The organism is Streptomyces sp. NPDC052012 (assembly GCF_040689265.1).
Lineage (GTDB): Bacteria > Actinomycetota > Actinomycetes > Streptomycetales > Streptomycetaceae > Streptomyces.
In genome coordinates, this window is record NZ_JBFAXA010000034.1 from 36,122 (window position 1) to 62,804 (window position 26,683).

Genomic DNA, 26,683 nt, shown 5'->3' on the forward strand with positions numbered 1-26,683 from the left:
AACTTGCCTACGAAATCCGTGACGCGGACCGTCTGTATGCCGAAGCCACGACCTTGATGGCCGCGTACAACCTGGAGACCGGCAGGTCACGGCGGATCTCTCAAGCCGAGCTGGACTTCCTCGCTCGCTACACCGAGTTCTGGGCCGAAGCGCTGTCTCTGCAGGCATGCAGGCCCCGGCTGACGACGTCCAGCCGGGGCCCATGCGTCTGTGGCCGCATGTGTCACTGCCAGGAGAGGCGGTTGAGCACGTCGAGAAGAGGGAGCATGTGGCAGGGCTGCGTCAGCGAAGCAGCTCGTCGCCGGAACCCTGTGACGGAAGGAATTTCAGGGCTTTTTGGGCCAGGACGGCAGTGAAGTATTCACGTGCGTCGGGACGCAGTCGTGCGAGGGCGACCATGCCAGTGATGACAGCGTCGGCCACCTCCTCCTGAACGTCTGTCCACGTGTGGCTGTGCTCTTTTCGCGGATTGGTGCCCCGGGCTCCGATGACGGCCTGCGCAGCCTCGCCAACCTCTTCCGCGAGCTTGAGCACTTGCAGGGTCCATTGCTCCTCTGGTGCGAGTCCGTTCTCGGCATCGAGACGGCTGAAGCTGAACGTGTCGGCCAGACGCCGGATCGTGTCCCAGTCGTCGGTCAGAGCGCCGCACCTGTGCTGACCGCCGGATTGCGGAGGTAGTGCGGTTCTGCGCATCAGTGCTGGATCGCTAACGAATCCGAGCGCCTCGTACAGAGACCTGGATTCGTCACTGGCGTGCAGTTCGAAAAGGGTGATGTCTTCCTGCTCCAGGTCGTTGAGGAGCGCGGTGAGGGCGGCTTTGGCGTAGCCGCGACGTCGGTACCCGGGCCGGGTGGCCACGGCTTGGATGCGTGCGGCCAGTCCCTTGGGGTACCGGGGCGCGGACAGTACGGGGCTGACGAGAGCCAGGGCGCAGGTGACGAGTCCTCCATCGGGTGCGTCGACGACGTAGGCCCGGGCATCGCCCTGAGCCTGGAGCCGTTCGGCCAGTTGGTCTCGGCACAGGGCCAGCCAGTCAGGGGTGAGCGGCTGGGAGAGGATCAGCTCGGACCGCAGGCGGGTGATGCCTTCGGCATCGGCGGGCGTGGCACGGCGTGAAGTGGTCACGGGATCGATCCTGTTGATTCAGCGATGGGTGAGGCGGTAGGGGGTGCACCGGTCGGGACCCGCCCCAGTAAGGGCTGGGATCACGCGGAGGCGGTGGTGCGCGGATCGGTGATGGGCGAGAAGCGGGCGGGGACGTGGTCGATCGGGAGGTCCGGGCGCCAGGCTGTGAGGATCTGCGCACTGCACTCGAACAGGTCCGGCGGCAGGGCATCCAGCGGCCACCAGCGCCAGTCTCCGACACTCTCGCCAGGCTGGTCGGCCGGCTCGCCTTGCCAGTGGGTGACGAGCGCGCCAAAGGTGATGCGGACGACGTCGCCGACCTGGTCGAGGAACATGCCGAGAAGACGGACATCGGCCGGGTCCGCATACAGGCCGGTCTCCTCGGCGAGTTCGCGCACGACTGCCTCGTGCAGTGACTCGCCCGGCTCCACGGTCCCGCCGGGCAGCTCCCGTGTGCCCAGCCGGTGGCGGCCAAGGAGGAGGCCCCGGGGTCCGAGGAGCACTGCCCCGACGCCGACGGCCGCATGGGCGACGGGTGGCTTCGCGGTGCGGGGACGGGCGGTGATCCGGGCCGGCCGGTGGACCTGGAACAGCCGGTAGGAGGCGCGGTTGTTCTTCTCCGGCGCGTCGAGGACGGTGATGCCCCGCACGCGGAACCCGTAGCGCACGAGCAGGTCTTCCCACAACTCGGGTGTGAGCACCCACATGGACACGGTGAGATCGTCGCCGCCGGCCAGGCGCAGGATCTCCGGTCGTGGGGTGACGGTCGAAGTGGGCCCATCGCCGGCGGAGTTGGTGTGCAGCACGGTGAAGTACAGCCGTCCGCCCGGTTTGACGGCGGCCGACAGGGCGGGCAGGAGCCGGTGCGGGTCGATGAAGTGGAAGGTGCTGAGGGAGTAGATCACGTCGTACGGGGCTGTCGTGCCGAGGTACTCGACGGCGTCGGCGTGCACCAGCCGCAGGTCCGGTACATCGGGGTAGCGGGCACGCGCTCTCTCGATCTGGCTGAGGGAAGCATCGACGCCGTCCACCTTCGCCCCGTAGGTGCGGGCCAGGTGGGCGGCGTGCCGACCGGGGCCGCAGCCGATGTCCAGGACCCGCAGGCCCTCGATGTCCCCGAGGAGGGCGTCCCCCGGCCCGCTCGCTGCAGGGCCCCAGCTGATCCGGTCCACTTCCGGCAGGGGAGTGGAGCGCTCCAGGTGGTGCTTTCCATAGGTGTCCCAGGCGAGGCGGGTCTGATGTTCGATGTCCAACTCGTCGACCTCCGTGCTCAGTTCAGGGATGGAGTGCATAGCAGCGCAGCACGTCGAGATCGGCGGTGCGTACGACCGACCAGTCCGCAGTGAGGATTTCGGCCTCGGCGGGTGTGATCCCGAGGTGCCTGTACGGATCGTCCTCCTCACGGCGGCCGGCGAGTTCGGTGACGACCCAGAAGGTCCCGTCGGGCGCCAGGACCTGTCGGACGCGGTCGAGGAAGGCCGCCTTGTCGTCGATCCACCGGTAGACCAGGCGGCAGGTGACGACCGCATACGCGGCATCCGGCAGGGCGCTGAGGTCGTCGGAGACGAAGTCCATCAGGTGCCAGGCCGGCCCGTCGCCCTGCTGGGTGTCGCGGGCCGCGGCGATGGCGCTGGGCGCGAAGTCGATGCCGATGGTGCGGTAACCGAGCTGGTGAAGGTGGCGGGCGAGTGAACCCTCGCCGGTGCCGATGTCGAGTGCCGGGCGTCCGTGGCCCGGTCCGACATGGTCGGCCAGCAGCGCTGCCTCGGTGCTGGTGACCTCGCGATACCGGCGTCCGCCGGCCCAGAGCGGCTCCCAGTAGTCGGCGGTGGCTGGCGCGGTCGCCACTCGGCCGCTTTGCGAGCGGGCAGGACAGCAGGGCTCTTGGTCCGGGGAGTCGGCAAGGGCTGCAGGCGCTGCTTCGCCGGGAACTTCGGGCCACTCGATCTTGATCCGCGTGTGTTTCTTATGGAACACGTGCAGGCCGTCGGTATAGGCGCCGGTCGGTTCGGTGGCGTCCTTGGGTTGGACCGTGATGTGCGGGCAGGGTGCGGCGCGGTGGTTGCGCTGCCAGTGCTGGACGTGCTCGGCCATTTCTGTGGCTGCCAGGTGACCGGCTGGTCCGTAGCCGTGGATGACGAACTCGTAGCGACCTCCGTCGTTTTCGCCGTCTCCGATCCGTTCGTGTGCCAGACGGGCGAGTGACGTCCCACGCACCATGGCCGCGCCGGGCCAGTGCGAGGGTGGGGGGTTGATGAGGCCGGTGTGGTGGTCCGGGTCGACGGACAGGTGGCAGAAGCCGGGGAGAGCGCCGGCCAGATACAGGGTGAGAGAGTCGAAGGGTTCCTCACCCCGGACGGTGACGTGTGTGCGGACCGTTAAGGGCGCCCTGTCGAAGGCCGGGGCCAGTTGGTCGACGGGCATGGGCGTTCCTTCCTCAAAGGCAAGGCGGATGCCGCAGCCTGGGATGGCGCGTAGATTCGGTTCCCATGTGCCGGCGCCCTGCATAGGGACGAAGCCGCACACGGTGAGCGGCTCCTCACTGATGAGCGCACCGTCGTGTTTCGTGAACCCGATGGACCAAACGTACTGGTGGAGACGTAGCGGGGCGACGAGGCGTCTGCTCTCCGCGACCATGGTGATCCACGGCAGATCCCAGGTGTCGACCGTGACGATCACCGCGTCGAAGCCGCCTTCGGGGACGACATCGGCCGGCAGATACTCGGCGTCCGCGGTGAGGACACGGACACGGTCGTATCCGGCGGCGGCGAGGAAGCGGGCGGCGCGGTCGGTGACTTCTGGGTCGATGTCGACGGTGGTGACCTGTCCGGTCGGGCCGACCAGTTCGGCGATCAAGGCGGCGTTGTAACCGCCAGAGCCGACCTCCAGGACACGGTCGTCCGGCTGGATGCGGGCCGCTTCGAGCATCACGGCCTGCAGCCACGGTGCGCTGACGGAGCTGCTGATCCGGCCGTCGGGCGTGTGACGGGTGGGGATGATGTCATCGGCGTACGCGGTCCGCACAGGCACTTCCGGTGCGAAAGCATGGCGGGGAACCCTGCGCAGGGCGGCCTCGACAGGGACGGTGCGGACGTGACCGGCCTCGAGGAGCTGATCGACGAGCCGGTGCCGCAGTGCGCTGGGACCGTGTTCCTGCGCGGTAGCTGGGGGGAGTCGTCACCCTGGGGCCTTTCGAGCGGATCATGCGGGATCTGCGATGGTGGGGGAGCCGGGGCGGGGGATGGTGCCCGCGGGGGCGTACTGGGCGGCTTGCGCGTCGAACATCGAGGCGTAGCGCCCTTGGGTGGCCATGAGTTCGTCGTGGCTGCCGTGCTCGACGAGCCGTCCGTGGTGCAGGACGTAGATGCGGTCGGCATGGCGGACGCCGGCTGCCCTGACATTGCGGACACGACCTAGTGCCACGTTATGGGGAGTCGCATGTGCTGGTGTTCTGGCCGAAGTCAACGTGGTCCCCCTTGACGGTTGTGCGGCTGGTTCGTGTGGCTCAACGAGCCGGCCGCAATTTCGAACACATGTGTTTCGGTCGAGGCCGGAGCCGTGCTCGGTGCCGCGGCGGGCAATGACGGGTTTGATGCCCTTCGCCCGGACCTGGCGGCGGTAGCAGTCGTGGTCATAGCCCCGGTCGGCGTAGACCTCCCCCGGCCGCTGCCGGGGCCGACCGCGGTTGCCTCGGATCGGCGGGATCGCCGCCAGCAGTGGCATGAGCTGGGTGATGTCGTTGCGGTTGCCGCCGGTCAGGGCGACGGCGAGCGGGATGCCGGTGGCGTCGCAGATCACGTGGTGCTTGGAGCCCGGCCGGCCTCTGTCGACCGGGCTCCGGCCCGTTTTGGGCCGCCCTTGAGCGCCCGGATGTGCGAGCTGTCGATCACCGCCCGGGACATGTCCGGGCGGTCCGCCGCCCGCAGCTCGGCCAACAGCACCTCGTGCAACCGCTGCCACACTCCGGCGTTGTTCCAGTCCCGCAGGCGTCGCCAGCAGGTCATCCCCGAGCCGAAGCCCAGCTCGGCAGGCAGCCACTCCCACCTGATGCCGGTGTAGAGGACAAGATCCCGCACAGCACCTTGCGGTCATCCAGCGCCTTCCGGCCCGGGTGCCGATGCCGCCGCTGCGGGACAGGCAGCAGCGGCTCGATCCGAGCCCACAAGTCATCGTCGATCAGCCATGGTTGGGGATCGCGCTTCCTCAAACCCAAGCAACCGACCCACTCCGTTGGAGGACACGGTCATCCCCTATTCCGTTAGGAGCTCTTAGGTTGGCTGCGGCAAGGTTGCCAATGTCCCGCTTGACAAGGGCCCATGCCCTCCTGCGGATTCAGGTCGGGCGCATAGGCGGGCATCTGGAAGACGGTGAGCCAATTCGCGGCGATGAACTCCCGCATGCCAGCGGTGAGATGAAGCCGCACGTTGTCCCACACCAACACGACGGGGCCACCGAGTTGGATACGGGTCCGGATAAGAAGGTCACGCAGGTCACGCCAGGAGAAGCCTTTCGGCTGGCCCTTCCGCCCGTTGCACTCGCGGGCCGCGTAGAACACCCGGGACCGTTCGCCGCGTTTGAAGCGGACCATCCCAGCCATGGACACACGTCCCGAGCCCCGGCCGCGCACCCGTACGACGGGGGTTCGGCCCTGACGGCCCCAGGTTCTGGCACGCGGCGGTGTCATCGACTGCCCGGCCTCGTCCTCGAAGAAAGTTCAGGCACCGGACGCCGCCGCACAGCTCTTACCCGCGGCCAGACCTCCTTCTTCCACACCTCCACCGCATCATCATCACGCTCGATCGCCCGCCGGGCGGGCTGCTGCCACGACCAGCCGTGCCGCTTCAGCAGCCGCCAGGCGCGCTGCACCGTGTACGAGACATGGAAGAGCCGACCGATCAGCGTCTTCACCCTGGCGAGCGTCCACCGCTGGTCTGCCCAGCCGTGCACCAGCGGACCGCCCTCCAACTCACGCTCCAGCCTGGCGATTTGGACCGGATGAGCCGCGGCCGCCCAGGCGATCCTCTCGAGGCGACCCCGGCTTTGCCGTTCTCACGCCAGGCCCGCCGCCACCGTTCCACCGACCGTTCGCTCACCCGCAGGGCAGCGGCGATCTCCCTGTTCTTCTGCCCGCTATCGAAGCGCCACAGCCTGGAGCCGGATCCGCTCTCGCGCGGCCCTCCCTGCGTCGGTCAACCCGCCGCCCTGCGTGTATCTCACGGCCCACCGGACGACAGAACCCTCACCATCCCCGTCAGGTGAACCAACCCGACATCACGCATTCAAGTTCAGTAGCAGCCCCCTGAAATACAACAGGAACCATGGCTACCGCTCAATGGTCCCCACGGCTGATACCTGACAGCCAGACTCCTCCCAGATCGAGATCACGAAGCTCGATTCCTGTTGCCGCGTAGATGGCGCGGGGTGCGAGCTCGGAGTTCGGGAACGGCTTGTGGGTGATGTCCTCGAACGGGCCGTCCGCAGGGAAACCTGATTCGTTGAGAGCTTCCGCGAGCTGCTCGCCCATGGCACCCCATCTTTCTCCGGTGAGCATGTCCAGGCCGCACCACTCCCAGTTGTCATCCAAGCAGAGCATCTTCAGCACGCCTGCGGTTTCCATGAAGGTCACCGCACGCCGGCCGGGGAGGTGGAGCTCTTCGAGGATGCGTCGTTGTGTGCAGATGAACCCGGTCAGGCCGAATGTCTCGACTACCAGTGTCCATGCTGGCGTGATGCGGCTGGCAAGAAGAAGGATGCCGTCGTCTTCGACGCCTTCGTCATCTGCTTCGCGGAGAGTGGTGAGAGGGTCAGCGACCTGCTGCACACTGCTGGCGCCGATGACCCGGAGAGCGTCGTGGGGATCGAGCGGCGTGAAGGTGTAGGACCAGCCTCCGAAGTATGCGGTAAGCGTCTCTGTGTCCATGGTGAATGCTCCGTTGACGGTAACAGCGCCACCCCGGTGATCGAGGTGGCGCTGTGATTCTCGCAGCCGGGTTAGACGACTTAGAAGTCGACGATCTGTACGTAGTACCGGTCGTTGTAGTCGGCGGGGATCAGGTCATCCCAGGCGAGGATGCGGTGGTTGCGCATGTAGATCATGAGCATTTGCCCAGCGGATCCGTTCTGCGTGCCGTTGACCGCCTGGACGGAGAAGTCCCAGTCCGGGCTTGCAGCGCCTTCGAGACTTACACGGAACGGGTATTCGTCACATTCTTCTCCATTGGCGGTGTCCGGGCGAAGGGAGAGCGGAAGACCGGTGAGAGAGTATTCGCCGGTCGATGTGCAAGCGGCATCCTTGTGTGCCGTGTTCGCATCCATCTTCGCCTGGTGGAAGTTCGCGTGCAGACGGTGCAGCCCGGGCGCGAGGTAGCTTCCGTCGATGTACTTGCCGGGAATCTTCTTCGCTGTCGAACTCGTCGGATAGGTACTGTCCGGGCTGTTCTGAGCCTTGTAGATGTGATCGGCGACTTCCTTCTGAGGGGAGTCCGCCGCGCGCGAGTACATCAAGCGGGGAATGGTTTCGAGGAAAACGCAGCCCTTCGGCCAGTCCGGGTAGATGTAGGTTGCCGAGTCACAGCGGATCAGGCGTTCGACGAACGAACCGCGGTTGACCGTCTGGTAGTCGCCGGTGTTGGTGTAGATCTCGACGTGCGAGCGATGAGGGGACTGCTTGTCCCGTCCGATGCCCCTGGTCTCGTCGCTGTTGATGTTCCAGTTGTACCAAGTGTTGCTGCTGTTCCAGTTCTCCCAGCTCATGGTGACGGGAGAGCCGGTTGCCGAGCAGCCGCTCGTGGTGTCGATGCAGTTCCCGACGATGGTCAGGTCGATGCCGGGAGCAGTCCAGATGTTGTCCCACCATCCCCAGTCATAGACGACCGAGTCCTTCTGCATCATTCCAAAGATGCGCATGGAACGGGCAGTGTTGTACTGCTGCTGGAAGAACTGAACCTTTGCCTTGGTGGTGCCCAAGTGCTCGGGCGGCTCGTTCGAGCTGATCTTGTAGTAATCGACGATGAGATGCACGCGGGAGCAGGAGGAGAACCTGTCGATCACCACGTCGAAGACGTCGATCCCGCTGAAGCACTTGACGTCCAGGTCAGCCGGAGGGACGGTCCCGACCGGATACCCAACGGTGCTCTCGTTGAGGTCGTAGGAAGCGACCGGGCTCATCGTGATCTCGCTGCTGCCGCTGGTCGCCTTGTCGGCGTCGCGCCCGAAGTCCTTGTACGGATGCTTCCGGGCTTCCTTGTTGCGCTGATCTGCCAGCTTGTACGCCTCGCCGAGGGTCAGAGCCTTGGCGTCCTTGTGGTCGAGTTCCTTCGGGCGCTCGCTGGTCTGCTTCGGAGCAGTGGGAGCGCTACCGGCTTTGCCAGCCTTGACTCGTTCACGTGCTTTGTCGATCTGTTCCTGGGTGACGTTGGCTTTCAGTCTGATGGTGGTGTTCGCGGTGGTCGCGTACTGCGGCTGGATGTCCCGCGTCTGCGCGACCTCCGTCACGGTGTCCTGTCGACTCGGTGAGCCGTGCTGGGGGAAGGGTCCGGCAAGGACTGCGATGGCCGCAACGGCCGCGCATATGAGAGTAGTTGGCTTCTTCACAACCATCCTTGTAAATCGAACTCTTGTTCGCCTGGAGGCGAGGGTGCAGACCCTACCCATCGACCGCAAAAGAGATCAACAGTGAAGGAAGCCACGCGTAATGCCTCCATGCCGAGAAAGGGCAGCACGCAACCCCGTAGCAGAGTGAGTCATTCCGCCCTGAAGCTGCCGGCGACTCGCCTACGCACGGTGCGGAGTTGATGCCCCTCCAGGTCACTACGTCCAGCGTCCTGAAGATCTTGAACGTCACGGGTGATCGAAGAAGATCACAAGGTCAACACCCTTGTGGAGACTGACGCTTATTGCCTTCGCTGATGGGCCACAAAGCATGCACAGGCTGCACGCCATGTACCTGCGAAGACAACCGTGTGACGCGCCACCTCCCCCGCGGGCGACGTCTCCGAAGCCACGCCGACATGGCCGCGTGAACACAGGTCTCCTTGGTGACGCCACGACAGCACTGGTTGTGTGCGGCTTCACCGGATTTGGCGTGCTGTTCAGCTTCCGTGCGTCCGGGAGGTAGGAGGCGGCCGCGCGTTCCGGTTCTCCAGCCACCACAGGTCGCCCAGGACGCTGGTGGCGTCCTTCCCATCCCAGCGTCTGGGCGGAAGCGTGCGCGGCTGCACCAACGCCTGGAAGCTCTGGGAGGAGATCGTTCCCCTGGGCTATCGCGGCAGCTACCGCCGGGTCAGCGCCTATTTGCGACAGAAGCGCACCTCGCCACGGCCGGTCGCCGCGCAGCCGCCGGCACCCCGCGTGGTGACGAGATGGATCCTCAGCCGACCCGAGACGCTGACCGAGATCGAACAGCTCCGGCTCTAAACCGTCCTGGCCAACTGCCCCGAACTCGATGCCCTGACCGGTCACGTCCGGTCCTTCGCCCACAAGCTCACCGAACGCCAGGGTGAACGACTCCCGCAGTGGCTCGACGCCGTCCACCAGGACGACCAGCCCAGCCTTCACACTCTCGCGGCCGGTATCGACCGAGACCGTGACGCGGTTATCTTCTCCTCCCGCTCCGTCAGAACCTGGAACAGCAGCTCAGCGCCCCGTCGGCCTGAGTGGGAAGGCTGAGCACACTAGACGAAGAGATTCCCCGCACCCGCGGGGATGGCCCCCAGGCCACCGTGCTCCCTGCACCCGCGGGGTAGCTCCACCAAGGCCGCCGCCCGACCTAGTAACCAGGGCCGTCCCCGCACCCGTCCTCCGCACTTCGGCGACCGCCCGCCCGGCTTGTAGCAGCACAGGGCTGCCGCGAGTCCAAAGACAGGCAAGGTAGGTACGGGGATCGCGCTCGTAGCGGGGGCTGAGTCTGCGGTAGCCGGACAGCCACGACATCGTGCGCTCGATCACCCACCCACGTCGGCCCAAGCGTTCGCTGGACCTCGATGCCCGTGCGGGCGCTGCGTACTCCAATCCGCCTGCCGCGTAACCATTTCCGCAGGTCGGGGCGGTCGTAGGCTTTGTCGGCGTGCGGGCGCTGCACTCTTCATGTGACCGTTTGCCGGTCGGGGGCAGGTTCTAGCTGTGCAACCAGCTGCCGTACGGTGCAGCGGCCACGAGTTGGTGCAGTCCGAGAGCGGCAGCTCCGAGGACGAGCAGAAACAGCCCGGAGCGCAGGAACAGCGGACCCACGATGGTCACTGAGGCGGCCTGTGACGTGAGGGTGCGCCAGTCCCGCAGGCGTCGGACGTCCTCCGCACTGGCCCACCAAAAGCCAGCACCGATCACAAGCAGGATCGCACCGAAGAGGCCGGCAACACCACTGACGACGGCCAGGAACTCTTGTCGGTCGCTGTGGCCAGTGATACTCAAGGCCGCCACCACGAGCGGCACCACGCCCAGCAGGCCGAGGGTCATGCCTCGCCGCGCAACGTCCGTCGGCCGCAGCCGCGGCAGCTTCACGCCGTCCTGGTCCAAAGCCATGGCCAGTACCCTAGCCCGTTGGGCCCCGAGCAGCCGCAACGTGGCCGCCACCACACCGACAGCCCGCCGTGCAAACGAGCCCTGCCTGTGACCGCCTGGTCCAAGATTCAGTTGAATTAGACCGTTCCGGCAATGGAGAAAAACTGGCCGCCCGGGACCACGCTCCACGTGTCCGGCTATTCCTGGGCCGGGGCAGTGGCATGTGAGTCCCGCCCGGGGTGAGGAGTTCGACCGGCTGCGCCCCGACCTGCGCCGGCTGCGACCGATGCCGCGCGTACGCGGCCGCCGTCCTCACCCTGCTGTGGGCCAGCGCCCAGCGCGGCTCACGCGAAGGAGGTCGCTCTCTCGCGCGGCGCCTTCACCCGCCATCCGCGCGCACCGGGGATGCGTGTGGCACCGTGGATGCAGGCGTGGGCCGTCACTCTCCCCGTGGTGGCGGACCACGCCTGTCTACGTGGCCGACGGTGCGGGCTCTGGCAAAGAAAAACTTCCTCGACGACCTGCAAGCCCAACCCGGGCTGTCCGGCATCACGGGTGGTGCATTCGGCCGTCGAAGTGCTCCGGCTCGGGCGATCGCGGCCTGGATGTCGAGGACGGTGGCATTGTCGAAGCCCGCTACGTCGACGACGAGCCGGATCCGCCTGACCTCGGTGCCTGATGCCTGTTCTTCAACTGCGGAAGACATCCTCCATCTCCCACAGAGTCGAACTGATCTTGTTTACGCTTTCCCCGGTGCTGAGTACGGCGTGGGTCAGGGCCAATAGGGCGTATGCCGTGGCGCGTTGCCCGGGATCAGTGACCTGTACAAGTTCCTGGTCAGCCAAGTTCGCATAGTTCCGGGCTTCGCTGCTGTGGCCAGCCGCAAGTCCTCCTCGTCATTGCCTCGACGGTACTGCGCAGCACTGACACTCATGCCATTCGTGGCTGACCTCGAACTCGGCAATACGGCACGGAGTCCTTCGGGTTCGTCATCGCCAGGAGACCACCCCGTCTTCGTGTACCCACAGACCGTCTGCGCCGGTGTCGGACGACGCCAGGAGTGAATTGCCGCTTTCATTCGTTTCCAACCTCGGTCAGGTGAAGAGGGGTTGGGTTGGTGGACATCCATAGCGACCGCTGCTCAGTTTGGAGGATCCGCGCCGCAACCATCGGTAAACGTCGACCTCATCACGTCCATACCTGCGTTTCAGGCCGAACGCCCCAGTTACTGAACCTTGGAGCGGCAGCGCGGCGGCCTGTAGGAAGGTTCCCGGCGCGACTCAACCCATCCAACCGGCCTGTGTCCCGGGGGCATGCATAGCCATGAGCTCGCGGGACGGGGCCTGAAAGGACCATCCAGCGTGTCTGGAACGACAATAAGAAAGCCGCTGCTTGTCCCGATTAACCACGGTCGTTACCGCCGGGGCCCTGTTATTCGGCACCGGCGTGGCGTCTGCCGCTGACAACCCGGCTCCGAGCGAGGATGGGAACTACGCTCCGTCGTCGCGGCCGGCCGCAGGGCCGGAGAAGGGCACCCGAGCTGATGGTCGCCCCGTGTCGGGGAGCAAGCCCGAAGCTGGTCCCACGTGGAAGCAGAGCGGCAATGTGTGGCAGGTCGACCGCACCGGGCGCAGCTGCGTAACTCGGTCACGGACCCGGACGGGGACAAGGCGAACCTCACGTTCGAGGTGTGGACCGTCGACTCGGCTGGGAAGCCGAAGGCCAAGGTGAAGCTCACGGGTCAGAACGCCGACCCGGCCAACCAGGGCACGGTGTCTGCCGAGTACGGCGTCATCGTGTCCAAGATGGTGGCCTCGGGGTCGAAGGCCACGGTCACCGTCCCGCACGGCAACCTCAAGCCCGCCACCACCTACGCGTTCCGTACCTCCGCCTACGACGGCTCCCTGTACGAGACGGACTGGTCGCCCTACGCGACGTTCAAGACCCGGGGCCGGCAGGTCGATATCACTCTCCCTGCGCCGAAGAAGGACGCGACGGACCCAGCGTTCGACACCTCCTGGCAGCCGGTCCCCGGCTGGGGTTCGGTGCAGACCAGGGACGCCGAAGGTGAACAGCACTGCGAGGCAACCGCGCATGGTGACCGGCTGTGCATCGCCTGGGAGCCAGCCACGAAGGAAGACCTTCAAGCCGCCCGCGAATCCAGGGCAATCGACACACTGCATGGCCCTGAAGAACCCATGCCCGCCTTCCCTGACGATCTCCGGACGCTCGCGGACGAGGCCCTCGCTCGCGTCATCAGCGAGGAGGCCGGGCCAGCCTCGAACTGGGTCGACTCGGAAGATTGGAAGCAGTGGCGAGCCGACCTCGACCGCCTTCGCACAGTCCTTGCTCCGCCACCATCGTCCATCCCGCTGTTCGATATCGGGCAATGACAGAGCGTCACCCGCCATAAACCCCAGAGCTTTTTCGCGTGCTCATTCCTGCACCTAACGACGAGTGAGTGACGTTCCAACTCGGGCCCGGGCGGTCCAGCGGCAGACACGCCGCCGACATTGCAACCGCTCCGAGGCGGACGGCGGCGCCTTCGCCCGCAGTGAAGCACGGCCCACCAGACAGGCCCTAGCGCTCGGGGACGCGCGGACGTCCGCCTCTTAGAACCAATCGGATGCTGCGCAGGGCTTGTAGGTCATTGAGGGGGTTGCCGTTCACCACCAGCAGATCAGCGTCAAGGCCGGGTTGAAGTGCGCCGGTGATGTGACGGATGCCGAGGGCTTGGGCTGCGCCGCTCGTGGCCAGGTCGATGATCTCGGCAGGTGTACAGCCGATGTGCTCGAAGAATTCGAGGCTGGAGACAAAGTCGTTGAAGACGGCTCGGCTCACTCCTGCATCCGTGCCGGCGATGAGCCGTACTCCTTGTTCACGCATCCGGCGCAGAGTGCCGAACATGATGTCGGCTCGCTCGGGGCCGAAGCGCTGCGCGAAGCCGCGCCAGTCAGGGCTGGCCGCTGGGCACACCGCGATGCCGTTGGCTGCCATGGTGGAGATCAGGTCCTCTCGAATGTCGAACCCGTCCCGGGCTATCCACGTGCAGTGTTCGATCGTGTTCACCCCGGCGGCCACGGCCGCGGCGATCCCCGGTGTGCCGTGGGCGTGCGCTGCGACCGGCAGCCCGGCTCGCCGTGCTTCTTCCACGACGATGTCCAGCTCCGCCGCGGTGAACTGTGCTGCCCAGATGGGAGGGCCGCCCTTGGTGATGCCGCCTCCGGTGGCCATGACCTTGATGACGTCGGCTCCGCGCTCAACGTTGCGGCGGACTGTCGCCCGGATGGCATCGGCGCCGTCGGCCTCGCCTCCGAAGAACCAGCAGTGACCGCCGGGAGCAGTCACTGGTGTGCCGGCCGCCAGAATGCGCGGACCGACCAGCCGACCGCTTGCGATGTCGTTCCGCAGTCGGAATACGAGCCCGTTGCGGTCGCCTAGATCGCGGGCAGTGGTGATGCCGACGTCGAGCAGCTGAGTCGCTCGCTGGGCCATGGCGCTGCTCAGGGCTGTGTCGTCCACTTCGTCCAGAGCTGACACCGGATCCGGGCCTGCATCGAGTGCGAGGTGTACATGGGTGTCGATCAGACCGGGCAGGAGTGTCCCGTGTGGATAGGCGAGGCTGGTGATGCCGCGCGGGGTGCGGGCTTCGATGTCTTTCCGGGGGCCGACGTCCGTGATGACGCCGTTGTGGATCACGACTGCCCCGTCGGTGATGTGGTGCCCGGCCGGGCCGAGCAGCACGCGTCCCGCCGAGACAATGGTGTCCACCGGTGATCCTCCTTGGTTCGGCGCTGCGCCTATAGGGCGTCGGAGAGCAGTACGAGTTCACGGACGTCGGCTTCCAGATCGCCGCCGTCAGGTACCGCGATGGGCAGCGCCTGGGCGGGAGCGGGTTGGTCCAGGGTGTAGGCGTTGAGTGCCGCTCGCAGGTGGCGTGCCGCCGTTTCGGGGGAGACGGCGTGACTGCCGTCCTGACTGCCATCGGGGACGTGCTGGACCAGGAAGGGGCTGATCCGGACCAGGCCGTCGCGGCATTCGATGACGCGCCGGTAGTAGCGGCGGTGCACGGCTCTGGGGCTTATGGCGTCGAACCAGGTGCCGGGGTGGGTTCGGCGCAGGGAGTCTTCAGGAAAGGCCTGGTGCATTGCCTTCCACAGCGGCTCCAAGCGCCGATACACCTGCAAGTGGTGCCCACCAGAGGCGGAGGCGAGCCCACCGGGTCATCGCTGCGGGGTAGAGGATTCCGAGGACGAACAGGGGGATCGCGAGGTCCAGCAGCAACTTGGCAGTCATGATCAGCGGATGAGGCACCTCGATGCCGAGCCAGCGTGACACGGAGAAGGCTTCGCGGACCGCTGCTGCCGCCACCATCGTGGCCAGGGAAGCGACCACCATCCAGAGCCCGATCGCCAACGGGCGACGTGAGGCACGGGCATACTCCACAGCCCAGCGCAGCGCCACGGCGAGGGCATAGGTCAGGTACAGGCCTGCCGCCAGATAGAAGACGGCGACTCCGGTGACCTGCATATCCGCCGTGGCGTAGGTGTGGTCCCGCTCGTTCCTGGGCGTCGGCATCGCGGCGGCCATGACGAGCACGGTGGTGCTCAGCGGCACCAGCTTTTTCCGCGCGTGATCGGGCCCCGACTGCGCATGCGAAGCCGCGTAGATGAAGAAGCACTGCAGGAAGTAGACGGTCAGAAGCAGTGCGAAGTTCTGCAGGAACTTGGCGGTACCTTCGCCAGCGAGGCCGTCGACCACCCGGGCGCCGCCCGCAGTGCCGAAGGGGAACGACAGCGCTGCGCACACGATGCACAGGAGGACCGCCCTGAGTAGCTTGTCGGCGGGGTCCTTGAGGAACTGGCGCAGCTTCCATGCGAGCGCTACGCACAGCACGATGCCGAGCAGGACGGACAGCACTACAGCCACCCCTGCCGGTCACTCAGCGCGGTCTGGACGCGGCGCGCTGAACGGTTCTCGAGTGGAGGAGGCGTGATCCGGTCCAACACCGATGCCCACTCGAGAATGATGGTCGCGACCAGTTCGGCTTCGCGTTCGTGCTCGGCGTCGTACGACGTCCTCCGCAGGGCGCGCCTGATGGAGTCCGGAGAGATGTCCGGCACGAGAGGCTGCCAGTCCCCGGTGTCCGTCTCATCACTGCGGTGGTCAGCCAGGATATGGCCGACTTCGTGAAGGATGATGTGGTCCTGGTGAGTTCGACTCGTTTCCTGCTGGTAGAAGATGTAGTCGACTGTGCGGGATGCGATCCACAGGCCGAACGGTCCGGGCACGGGTAGCGGATAGGGCATCAGGCGTATAGGGCGGCCACGGTGCTCGCCGAGAAGCCTGCAGAGCTCGTCGACACGCAAGGGTGGCCTGATCCCCAGAGACTGCAGTAGACGCTTGCAGCTTCTCCTCAGCGCACGCTCGTTCACGAGATGGCTCCGCCTACTGATCACCGACCGTCAATGACCATTCATCCAATAGTGATCAGCGAACGGCGGCCAGGGGGGATTCGGTCAATCGTCCTCTTGCGGGCTGGCGCGTTCTGCCTGCTCCAGTCGGTAGACGACATCCAGCAGGTCCATGACCTGCTTGCGGTGCTCGTCGGACAACTGTCCGGCCCGCATGGCCATCAGCTTGGCGTCGCAGCCCTCGGACGCCTCCTGCAGGCGAGCCTGTTCGGCAGCGAGAGCGCTCAGTTGCTCAGAGACCCGGTCCGTCGTCGCGTCGTCGACAAAGTAGGCCGTGGGGACGCCGAAGAACTCGCTCAGCGCCTGCAGATGCCTGAGGGTCGGGTTGGTCTTCCTGCTCTTGCGGAGCTGCCAGATGTAGCTCTGGGAGATGGAGACGCCTGTCGCTCTGATGGCGGCCGCGACGTGCTCATTGCTGTACTCGCGGTCCGGGGCCGGCCTGACGGAGGCGAAGAGGTTGTTGAGCTTGTCGGCAAGGCTGCGGCCTGAGCTCTCTGACACGGCACCTACCTCGCCACGGGAACGACATTTCCACCTGTGTGAAACACGTGCAATGGCCATACTCTCCAAGCTGGTTGAACAGCGTCAACCTCCTCGGCTACGGTACGGGGCGCATCGGTTTCAACTGAGAAAAAAGTAGAGAGGGTGACCAGGATCGACGTGAGTCGATCGATGGCAGGCCCGCACTGGCGCACCTCCGCCTGACCAGCGGGGGCTCCCGAGGGGCAATGAACCAGCCCCGCCGCACGAAAGCCAGCAGGCGTCCCAGGGGAAGGACCGCACGATGCACGTGCCGAGCTCGAGCAACGCCGCTGCACGATGCCATGCCCATTCCGCAACCTCGCTGCTGTGGCCCGGTAGCCACAGCCAACCACCTCGCCCAGCCGCCATAGACCCATCCTGGACCGGCAAGCCCACCAGGTGAACGGCATGATGAACGCGCCAACCGCGGCTCCAGTGGACCGGCTGAGCGCGACATTCGCGCGGGCGAGGAAAGCCGGCCGAGCCGCACTGATAGGGCACCTCCCGGCCTGCTATCCCACCATCGAAGACAGCATCACTGCACTGTGCACGCTCAGCTGGCACGCCGACGTGCTCACCGTCGGCCTGCCGGAGGACCCAGCTCTCCGCCACCAACACGACCAGGCACCCCAGACCGCACTTGCGGCCGCAATGGAAATCCTGCACGAGGTGTCCGCGTCGATCAGCATCCCGATAGTGCTGGCATCCAGCTGGGAACCCATCGAGCGAGCCGGCGCCAGGAACACGGCCGCCGAACTCGTCGCAGCTGGAGCGGTCGGCGTGGTCCTGCCCGATCTGCCGCCCACCGGAATGGCCGCTGCCAGATGGCTCAGGGCCGCCACTTCGTATCGGCTGGCCACCAGTTTCCTCGCCGCCCGCGGCCAATTGGCCAACGCAGCTACGGTCTCGACCGGATGGGTCTACCTGCCCACGGCGGCCGATCCAGCGAGGACCGCCGGCGTGGTCGATCTCGCCGATCTCCACGAGCGCACCAGAGACGTCAGGCACATGACGGCTGCCCCCATATGTACAGGGGCTGGCATCACCACCCCCGAACTGGCGGCGGCCACCGCGTTCGGCGTGGACGGCGTCATCATCGACTCCGCCTTTCGCCAAGCCCTGCAACCCGCCGCTGGGCAGAAGGCTGACATCAGCCGACTCGACCGCTGCGCTACCCGTTATGCAGCAGCTCTGCGCACGGTTCCTGGCGGCCGGCAGCTCATACCAGCGCCTCAGTACTGACCATCCACGGGTGGAGGTGGAGGCGACGGAGTCGCCCCGAAGTGGCGTCCGGGGAGGCCTGGTTACGGGCTGGGACGCTCGGCCTGTCGATGATTAGCGGTCATCGCGACTGAGCGTCCCATCAGCCACCGGAGGCAAAAACGGGGCCATCCGAAGAAGCCATTCCAAACGGTTAGCGGCCGTTCGAACTGTTCGACCTGATCCTTGGAAGCGCTTAGCGAGGCTTCCCCACGCCGTTTTGGCCGAAGCCTCAACGACAGGAGCCATTGTGCAGTACCCGCCTGACTCTCGCCGGGCTCACCGTTTGCCCCAGGCATGGCAGCATCCTTATGTGACGGGGCTCGGCCAACGTCCTCGGCCAGTACGGGGCTTACGGCCGGCATCCAGGCAAACACACGCCGAACTGGGTGATGCAGGCGGAGCCCCGATGACCGCGAGATCGGTCTCGACCGCCCCCACGTCGAACACCCTCAGCCCTTCGATGCACGACAGCCCACAGCGCTGGCTGCAGTTGATGCCGGCCGTCGCCGCTCCAGCCGTAGGGTCTGGACCGGGCAAGCCACTCGCATTGGGACGTGCCGCCCGTGTCCGGCTGGCTGGCGCAGTGCGTGCGCTGCTGGATGCACCCGGCCTGCGCGAGGCACCCAGTGCAGTAAGCTCGCCGCGATCGTGGCCGCACGAACGCCCTGGGCTTGAGGCGATCCGGCTGCCACGGTGGGGCCGGGTTGTTGATGGCCGACGTCGACGCCTTGCCGTGGCAGGAGTTCGAGAGGTACATCGCGGAGCTGTGCCGGCGGGACGGCTGCACGAAGGTCGTCGTCAGCGGCAAGAGCGGCGACCTGGGCGCGGACGTCGTCCGCTTACCTGGCCGACGGCCGCAAGCTGGTCGTCCAGTGCAAGAAGTACGCGCCGCACCGGAGCGTGTCTTCGCAGGACATGCAGAAGTTCGTCGGCACTGCCCGCCTCGAGCACGGCGCGGACGTCGCGTTGTTCGTGACCACCTGCCGCTCGTTCACAAGAGACGCACTGGGCCTGGCGCTGCGCCAGGACATCGTGGCCCTGCACCGCGACCTGCTGGGCGCCTGGGTCAAAGGAGCCCACCTGGAGACGCTGATCCCGCTGAACGGCAGCGGTGGCGGCACCAGGCGGCGCCCCTCTGCCTGACTGCGGCGTGGGCCGACGGTAGCGATGGGCCAGCTCAGGCCGCTTACAACCTGGCCCTGGCACCCCAGAGTCGGCAAGGAGCCCGATACCACCACACCAGCCGGCGTCGACGAGGACGAACTCAACCACCGTGACGCCACGACTGTCGTGGTTTCGCCCAGGCCCGTCTACTTCCGCACCCAGAACGCCACCATCCGCGGCGTCCCTACACCGCCGACGGTGACATCAGCATCGATCCGCAGCGTCTGGGCGAAGACCCGCTCATCGAGAAGGCCATGCGCGGCGCCGGATTCACTCTCAGAGACAACCAGTCCGGTCTGTGGGATAGGCACCAGCAGGTCGGCGCCCTCACCGTCCCGGTGCAGGTTGATTTGCTTGTGCCTCATCAGCTGGCACCGCGCCCCAACACCAAGCGGCGTACAGAACTACCGCCCCAGAACGAATGGGCAACCAAGAAAGTCGCCGGCCTCGAAGTTGCTGCCGTGGACCGCTCCATCATGACGGTCAACCAGCCTCACCCCCGGTGACCCCCGACAGATCGGCGCCTACGTCGCCGGACCCGCTGCCCTGCTCGTCGCCAAAGCAGAACGCATCAAGGACCCCGCGAAACGGCCCGATTCGGCTCAGCAACAAAGACGCCGGCGACGTCTACCGCATCATGACCACCACCCCGGCCGACGACCTCGCCCAAAGCTTCGCGGAACTCAGCACTGACCCACGGGTCGGCGACACCGCACGACAGGGCCTGAACCTCCTGAGAACCCTCTCCGGCGCGGCCGCCACGCCTAGAACCTACCTCGCCGTCCAGGCACTAGGTGGTGATGTACCCGCGGACCGAATCCGCGGCCTCATGCCTGCCTTCGTTGATGCTCTCAGCCCGTGATCGGCTGACCGATACGGCGTCAACTGCCAGCGCAAAGCGGGCAGTTGGACACCTATCGTGATCACTCGGACGGGCACGCAGGGCGCTCCAATCGCTGGAGCCAGGCTCAGGTCTTGCTCAGATACTTAGGGTGACTCTTCATGTGCATGATCTAATCAACCCTGACCGCTGGCCCCTCCATAGGGTGGCCGGAAAAAGAAACAGGGGGACACGCACGTGTCGAGAATGACGACTGCCGCCGGCGTCGCCGCCGTACTTCTGGTTGCGGGGAGCTCAGTACCCGCTTTCGCGGCGGACTCGCCCGGCGGCGTAGGTGCGCCGCTCACTGCCAACGGAGCTGAAGTCGTGCCGGGGACAGTGACGGAAGCCCCGAAGGCTGCACCTCAAGAAGAAGCAGCAACAGGCGTCGACAGCGAGACGCCGTTGGAAGAAGACCTGCCGATCCCAGGCGAGGTGGATGGTCCCGACCTTCCGGCCGAGCCCAAGACGCCGATGGCTGACTATTGCGGTCATGGCAAGTATTTCGCACACATCACAAAGAACAAGAAGAACACGATGTCGGTGAAGTACGCGACGTACGTCAAGAACGACAAGTCCTACACGATCGACTTCAAGTTCACATCCAAGAAGTCCGGAACGACGAAAATCGGCTCTTCCGTCACCATCAGTTCCGAATTCAAGGTTATGTGGCTCGGCAAGATCAAGGCCGACGTGAACGCCAACGCGGAGAAGTCCTGGACGTCGGAACTTGGCATCGAGGCCGGCGGCAAGGTCAAGCCCAAGTCCACAGTGTACGGCGACTACGGGATCATGAAGGAGAACGTCGCCGGCTACACGGCCTACCGGTACAGCAACTGTGAGATCGGCCAGAAGAAGAACATGACGGTCTGGGCGCCCTACCGTGAGGGCTGGGTCATCAAGTAGCCGATCGTTCCGCAACGCGTCCCGGCCGTGGGTCGGGGCGCGCTCTCTCTGAGGAGTGTCCTATGGGTCGCTATACAGCAGTGCCCGGCGCTCTGCTGGTCCTGTTGGTCGCCACCGCCTGTTCTGGCGCCGGCCAAGAGAAACCCGCTGTCCCGAACGCGCGTTCTTCCTCCAGCGCCCATCCCAGCAGCAGCGCTGACGCCGAACCGGATGGGTCCAAGCAGCCGGAGTTCGCCCTGCCGAAGCGTGCGAAGATCCTTGTACCTGTCACCCAGGGAACGGGCACCGCTGACTTGCCTGCCTTCAAGCCGCTGACCGACGTGTACACCGTTTACGCCACGTGCTCAGGCAAGGGCAAGATGAGCATCGCTGACCGCGACGACGCGAAGGATGAGCCCAGCAAGATCGGCTGCAACGGTCCGATCACCGTCGGACGCGTGTACACCGACATCGCCGTCCAGAAGCTGGCCGTTCGCATCGACGGGGCCGACGTGAAGTGGAAGCTCGCGATCGTGTCCGGTGAGCAGAAGATGTAGCGGGGATGATTGTTTGCCTTCGTGGATGCGGAGGTTGGTAGGTCCGGGCACCAACCGTGGTGTGGTGCCCGGGCCTTCGCATGGGTGGGGCGACAGGGCCCGCTCTTCAGTCTCACAGCCCCTTTTCCCAGGGAAACGGGGAGAGCTGTGAGGGTGTGAGGTAGCTACTCGCGCCCGCGCCTCCGTAAGCCCTGGTCCGGCACGCCAACGCGGCGACGATGGAGTGACGTCGCCGAACCGGCGGCCGCCGCTCAGTGCTCCCCGCGCCCGGAAGCTGCGGGCGAGACGGCGAGCGGCGTCCGCCCCGCCTCCACCGCCCGTCGATCCGTCGGCGGATGCCTGGAGGCTAGAGTCACGCGGCAGGGGGGCCGGAGCCACTGGCATTTGCTTCGGCCCCCTCACCCGTGGACGAAGCAGGTATCAGCCGGTGTTCTCATGAGGCTCGAGTAGGGCGAAGTACGTATCGCGCTGCTGCTCGGTGCAGCACAGTGTGGAGAAGACCGGGCACGGCTGGGGGTGCGTCTGGCGTTCTCCACGATCAAGGGCATCAGCGAGGCGGAAACCGCCCGCCTGGTGGCCGGCCAGCCCTACACCGGGCTAAAGGATCTGTGGCTGCGCGCCCGCCCCTCCCTCCCGCTCGCCCAGAGCCTGATCCGTATCGGTCGCCGTCGACGCACTCTCCCCGGGCCTGACCCGGCGGGATCTGCTGCTGCAGGCCACCGAACTGCACTGGCAGTCCCGCAACCGCACCGCCACCGATGGGCAGCTGCCGCTGGACGGCGAGCTGGTGACCGCCGGACCGAGCGGGCTGCCGGAAATGACCAGCCGCGACAAGCTCGGGGCCGAACTCGAAACCCCTTCCAGCGACGTGAGCCAGCATCTGATGGAGCACCACCACCGGTTGCTGTGCGAGCTCGGCGCGACCGACGCCGCACACCTGTGCGGCATGGTGCCCGGACAGAAGGTGTCCTCGTCGCCGGAGTGCGGGCCTCCACCCAGACCCCGCCCATCCCGTCCGGCAAGCGGATCATCTTCTGCACCCTGGAGGACGGATCCGGACTCCTCGACATCGCCTCCTTCGAGGACTTTCACGAGCACGTTGCGCACACCGTTTCCACTCCGAGCTCCTTCTGGTACGCGGCCAGGTGGAGGCCCGCGGTCCGCGCCGCACAGTCGTTGGCGAGATGGCCTGGGACCTGGACTCGGTCGCCGCCGCCCGCCGCGACCACGGCCCCCAGGCCGCCCTCGACCTGCTCGGCCGCACCAGCCAGGCCCCCACCCCCGCTCAGCCGTCCGCCCCGCAGCGCACGCTCGCCGACGGCACCGCCGGGGCCCGCCTGCACCCGTACGCCGACCGAAACCGACGAGTTCGCCGAATCTCGGAGGACTCTGCCTGGGAACCGGCGGTAATGCGTCCCTTTCGCTTTGAGTTTGGCGTGGGTTCGCTCGCATGGAGCGTGATGTGATGGCCGCGCTGCTTGAACGTGACCACCGCCTCGTCCGGGCCGGTGATCCTGACCGACAAGAGCTTCGCCGGAGAGGCCTTCGTCACCGACGCCCTCTGCTGCCACCTCGTGTGGCGACAGCAAGGACGAACCGGTCCGGCACGAGAAGATCGCCCGTGTCCGCCGTTGGATCGAGGCCGTAATCGACACTCTCAAGGGCCAGCTCAGCCTCGAACAAAACGGCCACAGAACCCTGGTCGAAGTCTTCGTCCGCACCGGACAACGCCTTCTCGTCCTCGCCGCAGGCATCTGGCACAACTGGAACACCAGCGCCAAGATCAAACGATCCCTGATCGCCTACGACCACTCAGAGTGCGGGAACCTCTGAGGAGTTGAACGCTCCAAGCAGCCCTTGTCGGCGCAGCGTCTCGAGACCGAAGACGCTTGCCTTGACCGGGTCGATTCCGCCCGTGTCGGGAAGGGAAAGGGCGAACATCTCCGAGATCTCACGCACGGATCGCCTGCCGTTGCAGAGCTCCATCAGCTGGGTCGACAGCCGACTCAGCGCGACGTACTCCACCTCGCCGTCCGCCCGTTCCCGTCTCACCAGTGTCGATTCCGCCGATGGAGGCTGGGCGAAGGTGGTCTTCTCCTTTAGGCAGGTAATGAGCCGCTCGCAGTCAACCGAGAGTTTGACGGCAGGTTGGCGCTGTCGGGCCAGCGACGGTGGCTCTGGAGTTCCCATGCTGTCGCCAGGCGCAGGATGAAGGTGTCGAGGTAGATGACGTGGTCCATGCGTATCGGCCGACGCACGTGCAGGCGTCCCTTGCTGCGGTCGAGGTCGGTTCGCCGGAGTTGTCCGGGGAGGAGGGCGTAGATGGCGACGAGGGCGACCATGAGGCGGTCGCGGGGGTCGTCGAGGCGGTCGGAGGGCAGCGCGGTCGGCACGGATCGGCTGCTGGTGAGGGAGACGCTGCGGGCCGGGTCTCGCAAGACGAGGCGTTCGCGTTTGAGTGCCCTGAAGAAGGAGCGCAGTGCGGTGTGCAGACGGCGGGCCTGGTCGCCGCGGAGCGGGTCCAGGACGTCCTCGACGTGCTTCCGAGTGATCTCGCGGGGATCGGTGAGCCCGTCGGCGATCCACGCTTCGAGGGTGCCCAGGATGGCGCCCACGTAGTTCTCGACGGTCGTGGGGCTGCGGGCCCGGCTGGAGGTGCCGCCTTGGCCGAGGAGTACGTCGATGAAGGTGTGCACCGCGGTGGAGAAGGCCGGGCGGGCGATGGCGGTGGCGTGCTGCCGGGCGCGGGCGTTGCAGGGGTCGGTGGGCGGTTGCGCGGCGAGCAGGCCGCGTAGGCGGAGGTAGTTGATGACGTGGGCGCCCTGGAGGTCGGCTCTCATGGAGGCCAGGGCCCGGATGTCGCTCTCCTGGATGGGACCTCGGCGCCGAGGTGCCCGGTCACGATGCGCAGGGTTCGGATGCTGCCGTTGAAGAAGACTGGTCCTTCCGGCCTCCGCCCAAAGCGCGATCACGAGCCAAAGCTTGCTGACCAAAATTGTGTGGCCAGAAAGGGACATGACCAACCGCGGTACTCGGCACTTCCCCACCGCTGCACTAGCCGTACTCCACGCGGCTGTGTACGACGTCACCACCGCCACGTGGGCCACCAGCCGGGCCAGGGCGCCGTACGGATGGCTGCCTCGCTGACACCTATCTGACGCAGGACCATGCGCGGCTCCACTCCGCGCACCATGGTGATGCAGTAGCCCGGTCGAGGTTCAGCCCGGCCTCGCCCACCCACTCCGAGGAGTAGCCGGAGCCCCCTGGGGCCATGTCGTGCCCCCACGAATGGACAAGGGTTGCGGATCGCGCTTTCGGACATGGGGATCTCAGGTCACGGACGAAGCAGGCGAGTTGAGCCACTGAATCGGCACACGGAACAGGAAGATCACGTAGCTGTCACGGACAGATATCGGATAGTTGATCGGTGAACGTCTGTGAGGCGGCTGTGTCTACAGTCGCGCATGTGTTGCGGGCCTCGCCGCGCCTTCGAAGAAAGAGTTCCCACGTGAGAACCATCTCCGTCCGTAGTACCGCGCTCGCCGCCTCGGCAGCCTCGCTCGCTCTTCTCGTCACCGCCTGTGGCGGCTCCGGCGACGGGGGCACGGCCGACGACAGCAAGGGCAAGGCCGACTCGAGCACCGCCGCCGCCGCACCGGCGGCCAAGGCGCTCACCTCGGCCGAGTTGGAGAAGGTCGCGCTGGCGCAGGCGGACGTCAAGACCGGCAAGGTCACCGACAAGATCCCGGCGAAGGACGACGTCGCGAAGGACCAGGTCTCGGCGGACAACGAGACCTGTCTGCCGCTCATCCATGCCCAGCTCGGGATCGCCCAGGCCGAGCCGGCGGCGAGCGTGAAGCGCTCCTGGACGGGCCAGACGGAGACACAGTCCGAGGGCTCGGGCCCGGACGGCCAGGACATGACCAACGTCGACGTGAACAAGATGATGCTGAACCTCGCCTCCTACCAGGACGGCGGCGCCGAGCAGGCGCTGGCGGCGCTGAAGAAGGCCGCCGAGCAGTGCGCCGGCGGCTTCACGGCGACCGCGGCCGGCGAGCAGACGCCGATCGCCGAAGTCACCACAACCACCGCCCCCGACGGCGGCGACGAGGCAGTCGCCTTCACCCTCGGCGTGCCGACCGGAAAGGACGTCAATGCGCCCCTGAAGGTCGTCGTGGTCCGCAAGGGCGCCACGCTCGCTTCCTTCAGCGCCGTCAACCTCTCCGCCATGTTCACGGGCAAGGACTACGACGTCCCGGCGGACGTCGTCGACGCCCAGCTCGACAAGCTCGGCTGACGTACTTCTGACGTACTTCGCGTTCCGTTCCCACCGGTGCCCGTGGTGGATGCCCAAACGTGGCCGAGCAAGACCTGCACGTCCCACAACGGCATCCCCGCCTCATAGTTGTGGGTCGCGCAGGCGTGCCGCAGAAGATATGGAAAGAGCTCGCTGACCGGGCCTCGCAGGTACTCGCGCGAGGCCATCTTCAGCGCTCGCCGGAACGTGTCGGGCACCACCGGCGGGGCGAGCAATCCGTCGATGCCGGCCGACGACTTCGCCAGCCTAGGAGGAAAAAAATAGCGGCGCCCGCGGCTCGCAGGGATCATCGGGGAACTCGCCCCGCACCTCTTCGACGTACCACCACAAGAGCGCGCGGCCCTCTTCGAAGAGAAAGGCTTCCCGATCCCGCGGGCCGGAGCCGCCGGCGCCCTGATGGGGGCGCTCACGGTCTACACGGCCTTCCATCACCCGGAGTTGGGCGTGGCGATCGGGGTAGGTGCAGTCGTCGTAGCGCTCGTACATCAACTGCTCGGACGGTGAGCCGCTGGGCCGAGGCCGCTGGCCCGGCCCGGCGCAGCGGGGCAGAAAGCCGTACGCGGGCTACCAGTCGAGCAGCTGCGCGAGCGTCATGCGTAGATCGTCGAGGTCGCGGTAGTGGAGGCCTGCCATTCCTGCATCGCGGGCTGCGGTGACGTTGGCTTCGGTGTCGTCGATGAACAGGCAGCGCTCAGCCGTGGCCCCGACGCGTTCGGCAGCGATGCGGTAGACGCGGGGGTCGGGTTTCGCCACGCCGATGCGGGCGGTGTTCACCACGGTGTGGGCAAGGCTGTCTATTCCCTGGCGGGCGAGGTCCTGCTCCAGTCGCGTGGTTCCGTTGGAGACCAGGGCCACGGAGGCGACATCGCGGACGCGGGTGAGCAGGTCCACAAGTTCCTGATCAACGAGCGGGAGGAGTTCGCTCCAAGCGGCTACGGCGGCGCGGGCCCGCTCCTTGGAGCCGCAGCTGTTGGCGAGGTCCGCCGCCACGGAGGAT

At 66.3% G+C, this 26,683-nt stretch carries 24 protein-coding genes and 7 pseudogenes; 9 read left to right on the top strand and 22 right to left on the bottom strand.

Features of this window, described 5'->3' with window-relative positions:
- Nucleotides 1–282 precede the first annotated feature (282 nt).
- The 9 genes and pseudogenes from AB0412_RS33250 to AB0412_RS33290 all read right to left on the bottom strand — a co-directional run bounded on the left by AB0412_RS33250 (nt 283) and on the right by AB0412_RS33290 (nt 8,619).
- Nucleotides 283–1,125 carry a GNAT family N-acetyltransferase gene (locus AB0412_RS33250; protein WP_366406325.1) on the bottom strand — a complete coding sequence of 281 codons (843 nt, stop codon included), beginning with the start codon at nt 1,123–1,125 and terminating at the stop codon, nt 283–285.
- 80 nt (nt 1,126–1,205) lie between these two features.
- Nucleotides 1,206–2,417, bottom strand: a complete 1,212-nt coding sequence (locus AB0412_RS33255) for a bifunctional class I SAM-dependent methyltransferase/NUDIX hydrolase (protein WP_366406326.1) — start codon at nt 2,415–2,417, stop codon at nt 1,206–1,208.
- On the bottom strand, nt 2,401–4,260 hold the full coding sequence (gene fxlM, locus AB0412_RS33260) for a methyltransferase, FxLD system (protein ID WP_366406367.1): 1,860 nt from the start codon (nt 4,258–4,260) through the stop codon (nt 2,401–2,403). The genes AB0412_RS33255 and fxlM overlap by 17 nt, the downstream gene beginning before the upstream one ends.
- A gap of 66 nt (nt 4,261–4,326) precedes the next feature.
- Nucleotides 4,327–4,521: pseudogene (locus tag AB0412_RS33265) on the bottom strand (hypothetical protein); the annotation flags it as partial.
- A 144-nt stretch (nt 4,522–4,665) separates the two neighbouring features.
- Nucleotides 4,666–5,332: pseudogene (locus tag AB0412_RS33270) on the bottom strand (IS5 family transposase); the annotation flags it as partial.
- Nucleotides 5,333–5,383: 51 nt separating this feature from the next.
- Nucleotides 5,384–5,809: a transposase gene (locus tag AB0412_RS33275; RefSeq protein WP_366406327.1), complete on the bottom strand. Its 426-nt coding sequence runs from the start codon at nt 5,807–5,809 to the stop codon at nt 5,384–5,386.
- Nucleotides 5,806–6,342: pseudogene (locus AB0412_RS33280) on the bottom strand (winged helix-turn-helix domain-containing protein). The gene AB0412_RS33275 and the pseudogene AB0412_RS33280 overlap by 4 nt, the downstream one beginning before the upstream one ends.
- A gap of 112 nt (nt 6,343–6,454) precedes the next feature.
- The gene (locus AB0412_RS33285; RefSeq protein ID WP_366406328.1) at nt 6,455–7,045 is read right to left on the bottom strand and encodes a hypothetical protein; all 591 of its coding nucleotides are present in this window, start codon (nt 7,043–7,045) and stop codon (nt 6,455–6,457) included.
- An 80-nt stretch (nt 7,046–7,125) separates the two neighbouring features.
- On the bottom strand, nt 7,126–8,619 hold the full coding sequence (locus AB0412_RS33290; protein ID WP_366406329.1) for a hypothetical protein: 1,494 nt from the start codon (nt 8,617–8,619) through the stop codon (nt 7,126–7,128).
- Nucleotides 8,620–9,294: 675 nt separating this feature from the next.
- On the opposite strand from AB0412_RS33290, the gene AB0412_RS33295 reads away from it, so the two are divergent.
- On the top strand, nt 9,295–9,540 hold the full coding sequence (locus AB0412_RS33295; RefSeq protein WP_366406330.1) for a hypothetical protein: 246 nt from the start codon (nt 9,295–9,297) through the stop codon (nt 9,538–9,540).
- Nucleotides 9,541–10,008: 468 nt separating this feature from the next.
- Here the strand turns inward: AB0412_RS33295 and AB0412_RS33300 are convergent.
- Both AB0412_RS33300 and AB0412_RS33305 read right to left on the bottom strand, forming a co-directional pair.
- Nucleotides 10,009–10,147: pseudogene (locus AB0412_RS33300) on the bottom strand (IS5/IS1182 family transposase); the annotation flags it as partial.
- Between the two features lie 92 nt (nt 10,148–10,239).
- Nucleotides 10,240–10,644 (bottom strand): DUF6336 family protein, encoded by a 405-nt coding sequence (locus AB0412_RS33305; RefSeq protein ID WP_366406331.1) that lies wholly within the window; start codon nt 10,642–10,644, stop codon nt 10,240–10,242.
- A 1,565-nt stretch (nt 10,645–12,209) separates the two neighbouring features.
- Here AB0412_RS33305 and AB0412_RS33310 point away from each other — a divergent pair.
- A complete protein-coding gene (locus tag AB0412_RS33310; protein ID WP_366406332.1) occupies nt 12,210–13,016 on the top strand; it encodes a hypothetical protein in 807 nt (268 codons plus the stop codon).
- Nucleotides 13,017–13,203: 187 nt separating this feature from the next.
- Here AB0412_RS33310 and AB0412_RS33315 read toward each other — a convergent pair whose 3' ends face one another.
- From AB0412_RS33315 to AB0412_RS33335, 5 genes are all read right to left on the bottom strand, one after another.
- Nucleotides 13,204–14,394 carry an amidohydrolase family protein gene (locus tag AB0412_RS33315; RefSeq protein WP_366406333.1) on the bottom strand — a complete coding sequence of 397 codons (1,191 nt, stop codon included), beginning with the start codon at nt 14,392–14,394 and terminating at the stop codon, nt 13,204–13,206.
- A gap of 29 nt (nt 14,395–14,423) precedes the next feature.
- Nucleotides 14,424–14,771: a DUF6545 domain-containing protein gene (locus AB0412_RS33320; RefSeq protein ID WP_366406334.1), complete on the bottom strand. Its 348-nt coding sequence runs from the start codon at nt 14,769–14,771 to the stop codon at nt 14,424–14,426.
- Nucleotides 14,752–15,543 (bottom strand): MAB_1171c family putative transporter, encoded by a 792-nt coding sequence (locus tag AB0412_RS33325; RefSeq protein WP_366406335.1) that lies wholly within the window; start codon nt 15,541–15,543, stop codon nt 14,752–14,754. Before AB0412_RS33325 ends, AB0412_RS33320 begins: the two co-directional genes overlap by 20 nt.
- The gene (locus AB0412_RS33330; protein WP_366406336.1) at nt 15,543–15,992 is read right to left on the bottom strand and encodes a hypothetical protein; all 450 of its coding nucleotides are present in this window, start codon (nt 15,990–15,992) and stop codon (nt 15,543–15,545) included. The genes AB0412_RS33325 and AB0412_RS33330 overlap by 1 nt, the downstream gene beginning before the upstream one ends.
- 150 nt (nt 15,993–16,142) lie before the next feature.
- A complete protein-coding gene (locus AB0412_RS33335) occupies nt 16,143–16,598 on the bottom strand; it encodes a helix-turn-helix domain-containing protein (protein WP_366406337.1) in 456 nt (151 codons plus the stop codon).
- Between the two features lie 429 nt (nt 16,599–17,027).
- On the opposite strand from AB0412_RS33335, the gene AB0412_RS33340 reads away from it, so the two are divergent.
- Together AB0412_RS33340 and AB0412_RS33345 are read left to right on the top strand one after the other, a co-directional pair.
- Nucleotides 17,028–17,861, top strand: a complete 834-nt coding sequence (locus AB0412_RS33340; protein ID WP_366406338.1) for a tryptophan synthase subunit alpha — start codon at nt 17,028–17,030, stop codon at nt 17,859–17,861.
- 731 nt (nt 17,862–18,592) lie between these two features.
- Nucleotides 18,593–19,025: pseudogene (locus tag AB0412_RS33345) on the top strand (restriction endonuclease); the annotation flags it as partial.
- A 167-nt stretch (nt 19,026–19,192) separates the two neighbouring features.
- Here the strand turns inward: AB0412_RS33345 and AB0412_RS33350 are convergent.
- Nucleotides 19,193–19,411: a hypothetical protein gene (locus AB0412_RS33350; protein WP_366406339.1), complete on the bottom strand. Its 219-nt coding sequence runs from the start codon at nt 19,409–19,411 to the stop codon at nt 19,193–19,195.
- A gap of 722 nt (nt 19,412–20,133) precedes the next feature.
- Between AB0412_RS33350 and AB0412_RS33355 the strand changes: the two genes are divergently transcribed.
- From AB0412_RS33355 to AB0412_RS33370, 4 genes and pseudogenes are all read left to right on the top strand, one after another.
- Complete coding sequence (locus tag AB0412_RS33355; RefSeq protein ID WP_366406340.1) at nt 20,134–20,832, top strand: hypothetical protein; 699 nt, start codon at nt 20,134–20,136, stop codon at nt 20,830–20,832.
- A 62-nt stretch (nt 20,833–20,894) separates the two neighbouring features.
- The gene (locus AB0412_RS33360; protein ID WP_366406341.1) at nt 20,895–21,368 is read left to right on the top strand and encodes a hypothetical protein; all 474 of its coding nucleotides are present in this window, start codon (nt 20,895–20,897) and stop codon (nt 21,366–21,368) included.
- Nucleotides 21,369–21,846: 478 nt separating this feature from the next.
- Nucleotides 21,847–22,834: pseudogene (locus AB0412_RS33365) on the top strand (DNA polymerase III subunit alpha); the annotation flags it as partial.
- A gap of 36 nt (nt 22,835–22,870) precedes the next feature.
- Nucleotides 22,871–23,201, top strand: a pseudogene (locus tag AB0412_RS33370) (IS982 family transposase); the annotation flags it as partial.
- On the opposite strand, the gene AB0412_RS33375 reads toward AB0412_RS33370, so the two are convergent.
- Together AB0412_RS33375 and AB0412_RS33380 are read right to left on the bottom strand one after the other, a co-directional pair.
- Complete coding sequence (locus AB0412_RS33375; protein WP_366406342.1) at nt 23,181–23,393, bottom strand: hypothetical protein; 213 nt, start codon at nt 23,391–23,393, stop codon at nt 23,181–23,183. The pseudogene AB0412_RS33370 and the gene AB0412_RS33375 sit on opposite strands and share 21 nt — an antisense overlap.
- A 74-nt stretch (nt 23,394–23,467) precedes the next feature.
- Nucleotides 23,468–24,208 carry a site-specific integrase gene (locus tag AB0412_RS33380; RefSeq protein ID WP_366406343.1) on the bottom strand — a complete coding sequence of 247 codons (741 nt, stop codon included), beginning with the start codon at nt 24,206–24,208 and terminating at the stop codon, nt 23,468–23,470.
- Nucleotides 24,209–24,876: 668 nt separating this feature from the next.
- Here AB0412_RS33380 and AB0412_RS33385 point away from each other — a divergent pair.
- The gene (locus AB0412_RS33385; protein ID WP_366406344.1) at nt 24,877–25,665 is read left to right on the top strand and encodes a hypothetical protein; all 789 of its coding nucleotides are present in this window, start codon (nt 24,877–24,879) and stop codon (nt 25,663–25,665) included.
- Here the strand turns inward: AB0412_RS33385 and AB0412_RS33390 are convergent.
- The 3 genes from AB0412_RS33390 to AB0412_RS33400 all read right to left on the bottom strand — a co-directional run bounded on the left by AB0412_RS33390 (nt 25,614) and on the right by AB0412_RS33400 (nt 26,676).
- Nucleotides 25,614–25,976 carry a tyrosine-type recombinase/integrase gene (locus tag AB0412_RS33390; protein WP_366406345.1) on the bottom strand — a complete coding sequence of 121 codons (363 nt, stop codon included), beginning with the start codon at nt 25,974–25,976 and terminating at the stop codon, nt 25,614–25,616. The genes AB0412_RS33385 and AB0412_RS33390 overlap by 52 nt on opposite strands.
- Nucleotides 25,933–26,175, bottom strand: coding sequence for a hypothetical protein (locus AB0412_RS33395; protein ID WP_366406370.1), 243 nt, complete (start codon nt 26,173–26,175; stop codon nt 25,933–25,935). The genes AB0412_RS33390 and AB0412_RS33395 overlap by 44 nt, the downstream gene beginning before the upstream one ends.
- Nucleotides 26,176–26,250: 75 nt before the next feature.
- Nucleotides 26,251–26,676 carry an HAD-IA family hydrolase gene (locus AB0412_RS33400; RefSeq protein WP_366406346.1) on the bottom strand — a complete coding sequence of 142 codons (426 nt, stop codon included), beginning with the start codon at nt 26,674–26,676 and terminating at the stop codon, nt 26,251–26,253.
- Between the last annotated feature and the right edge of the window lie 7 nt (nt 26,677–26,683).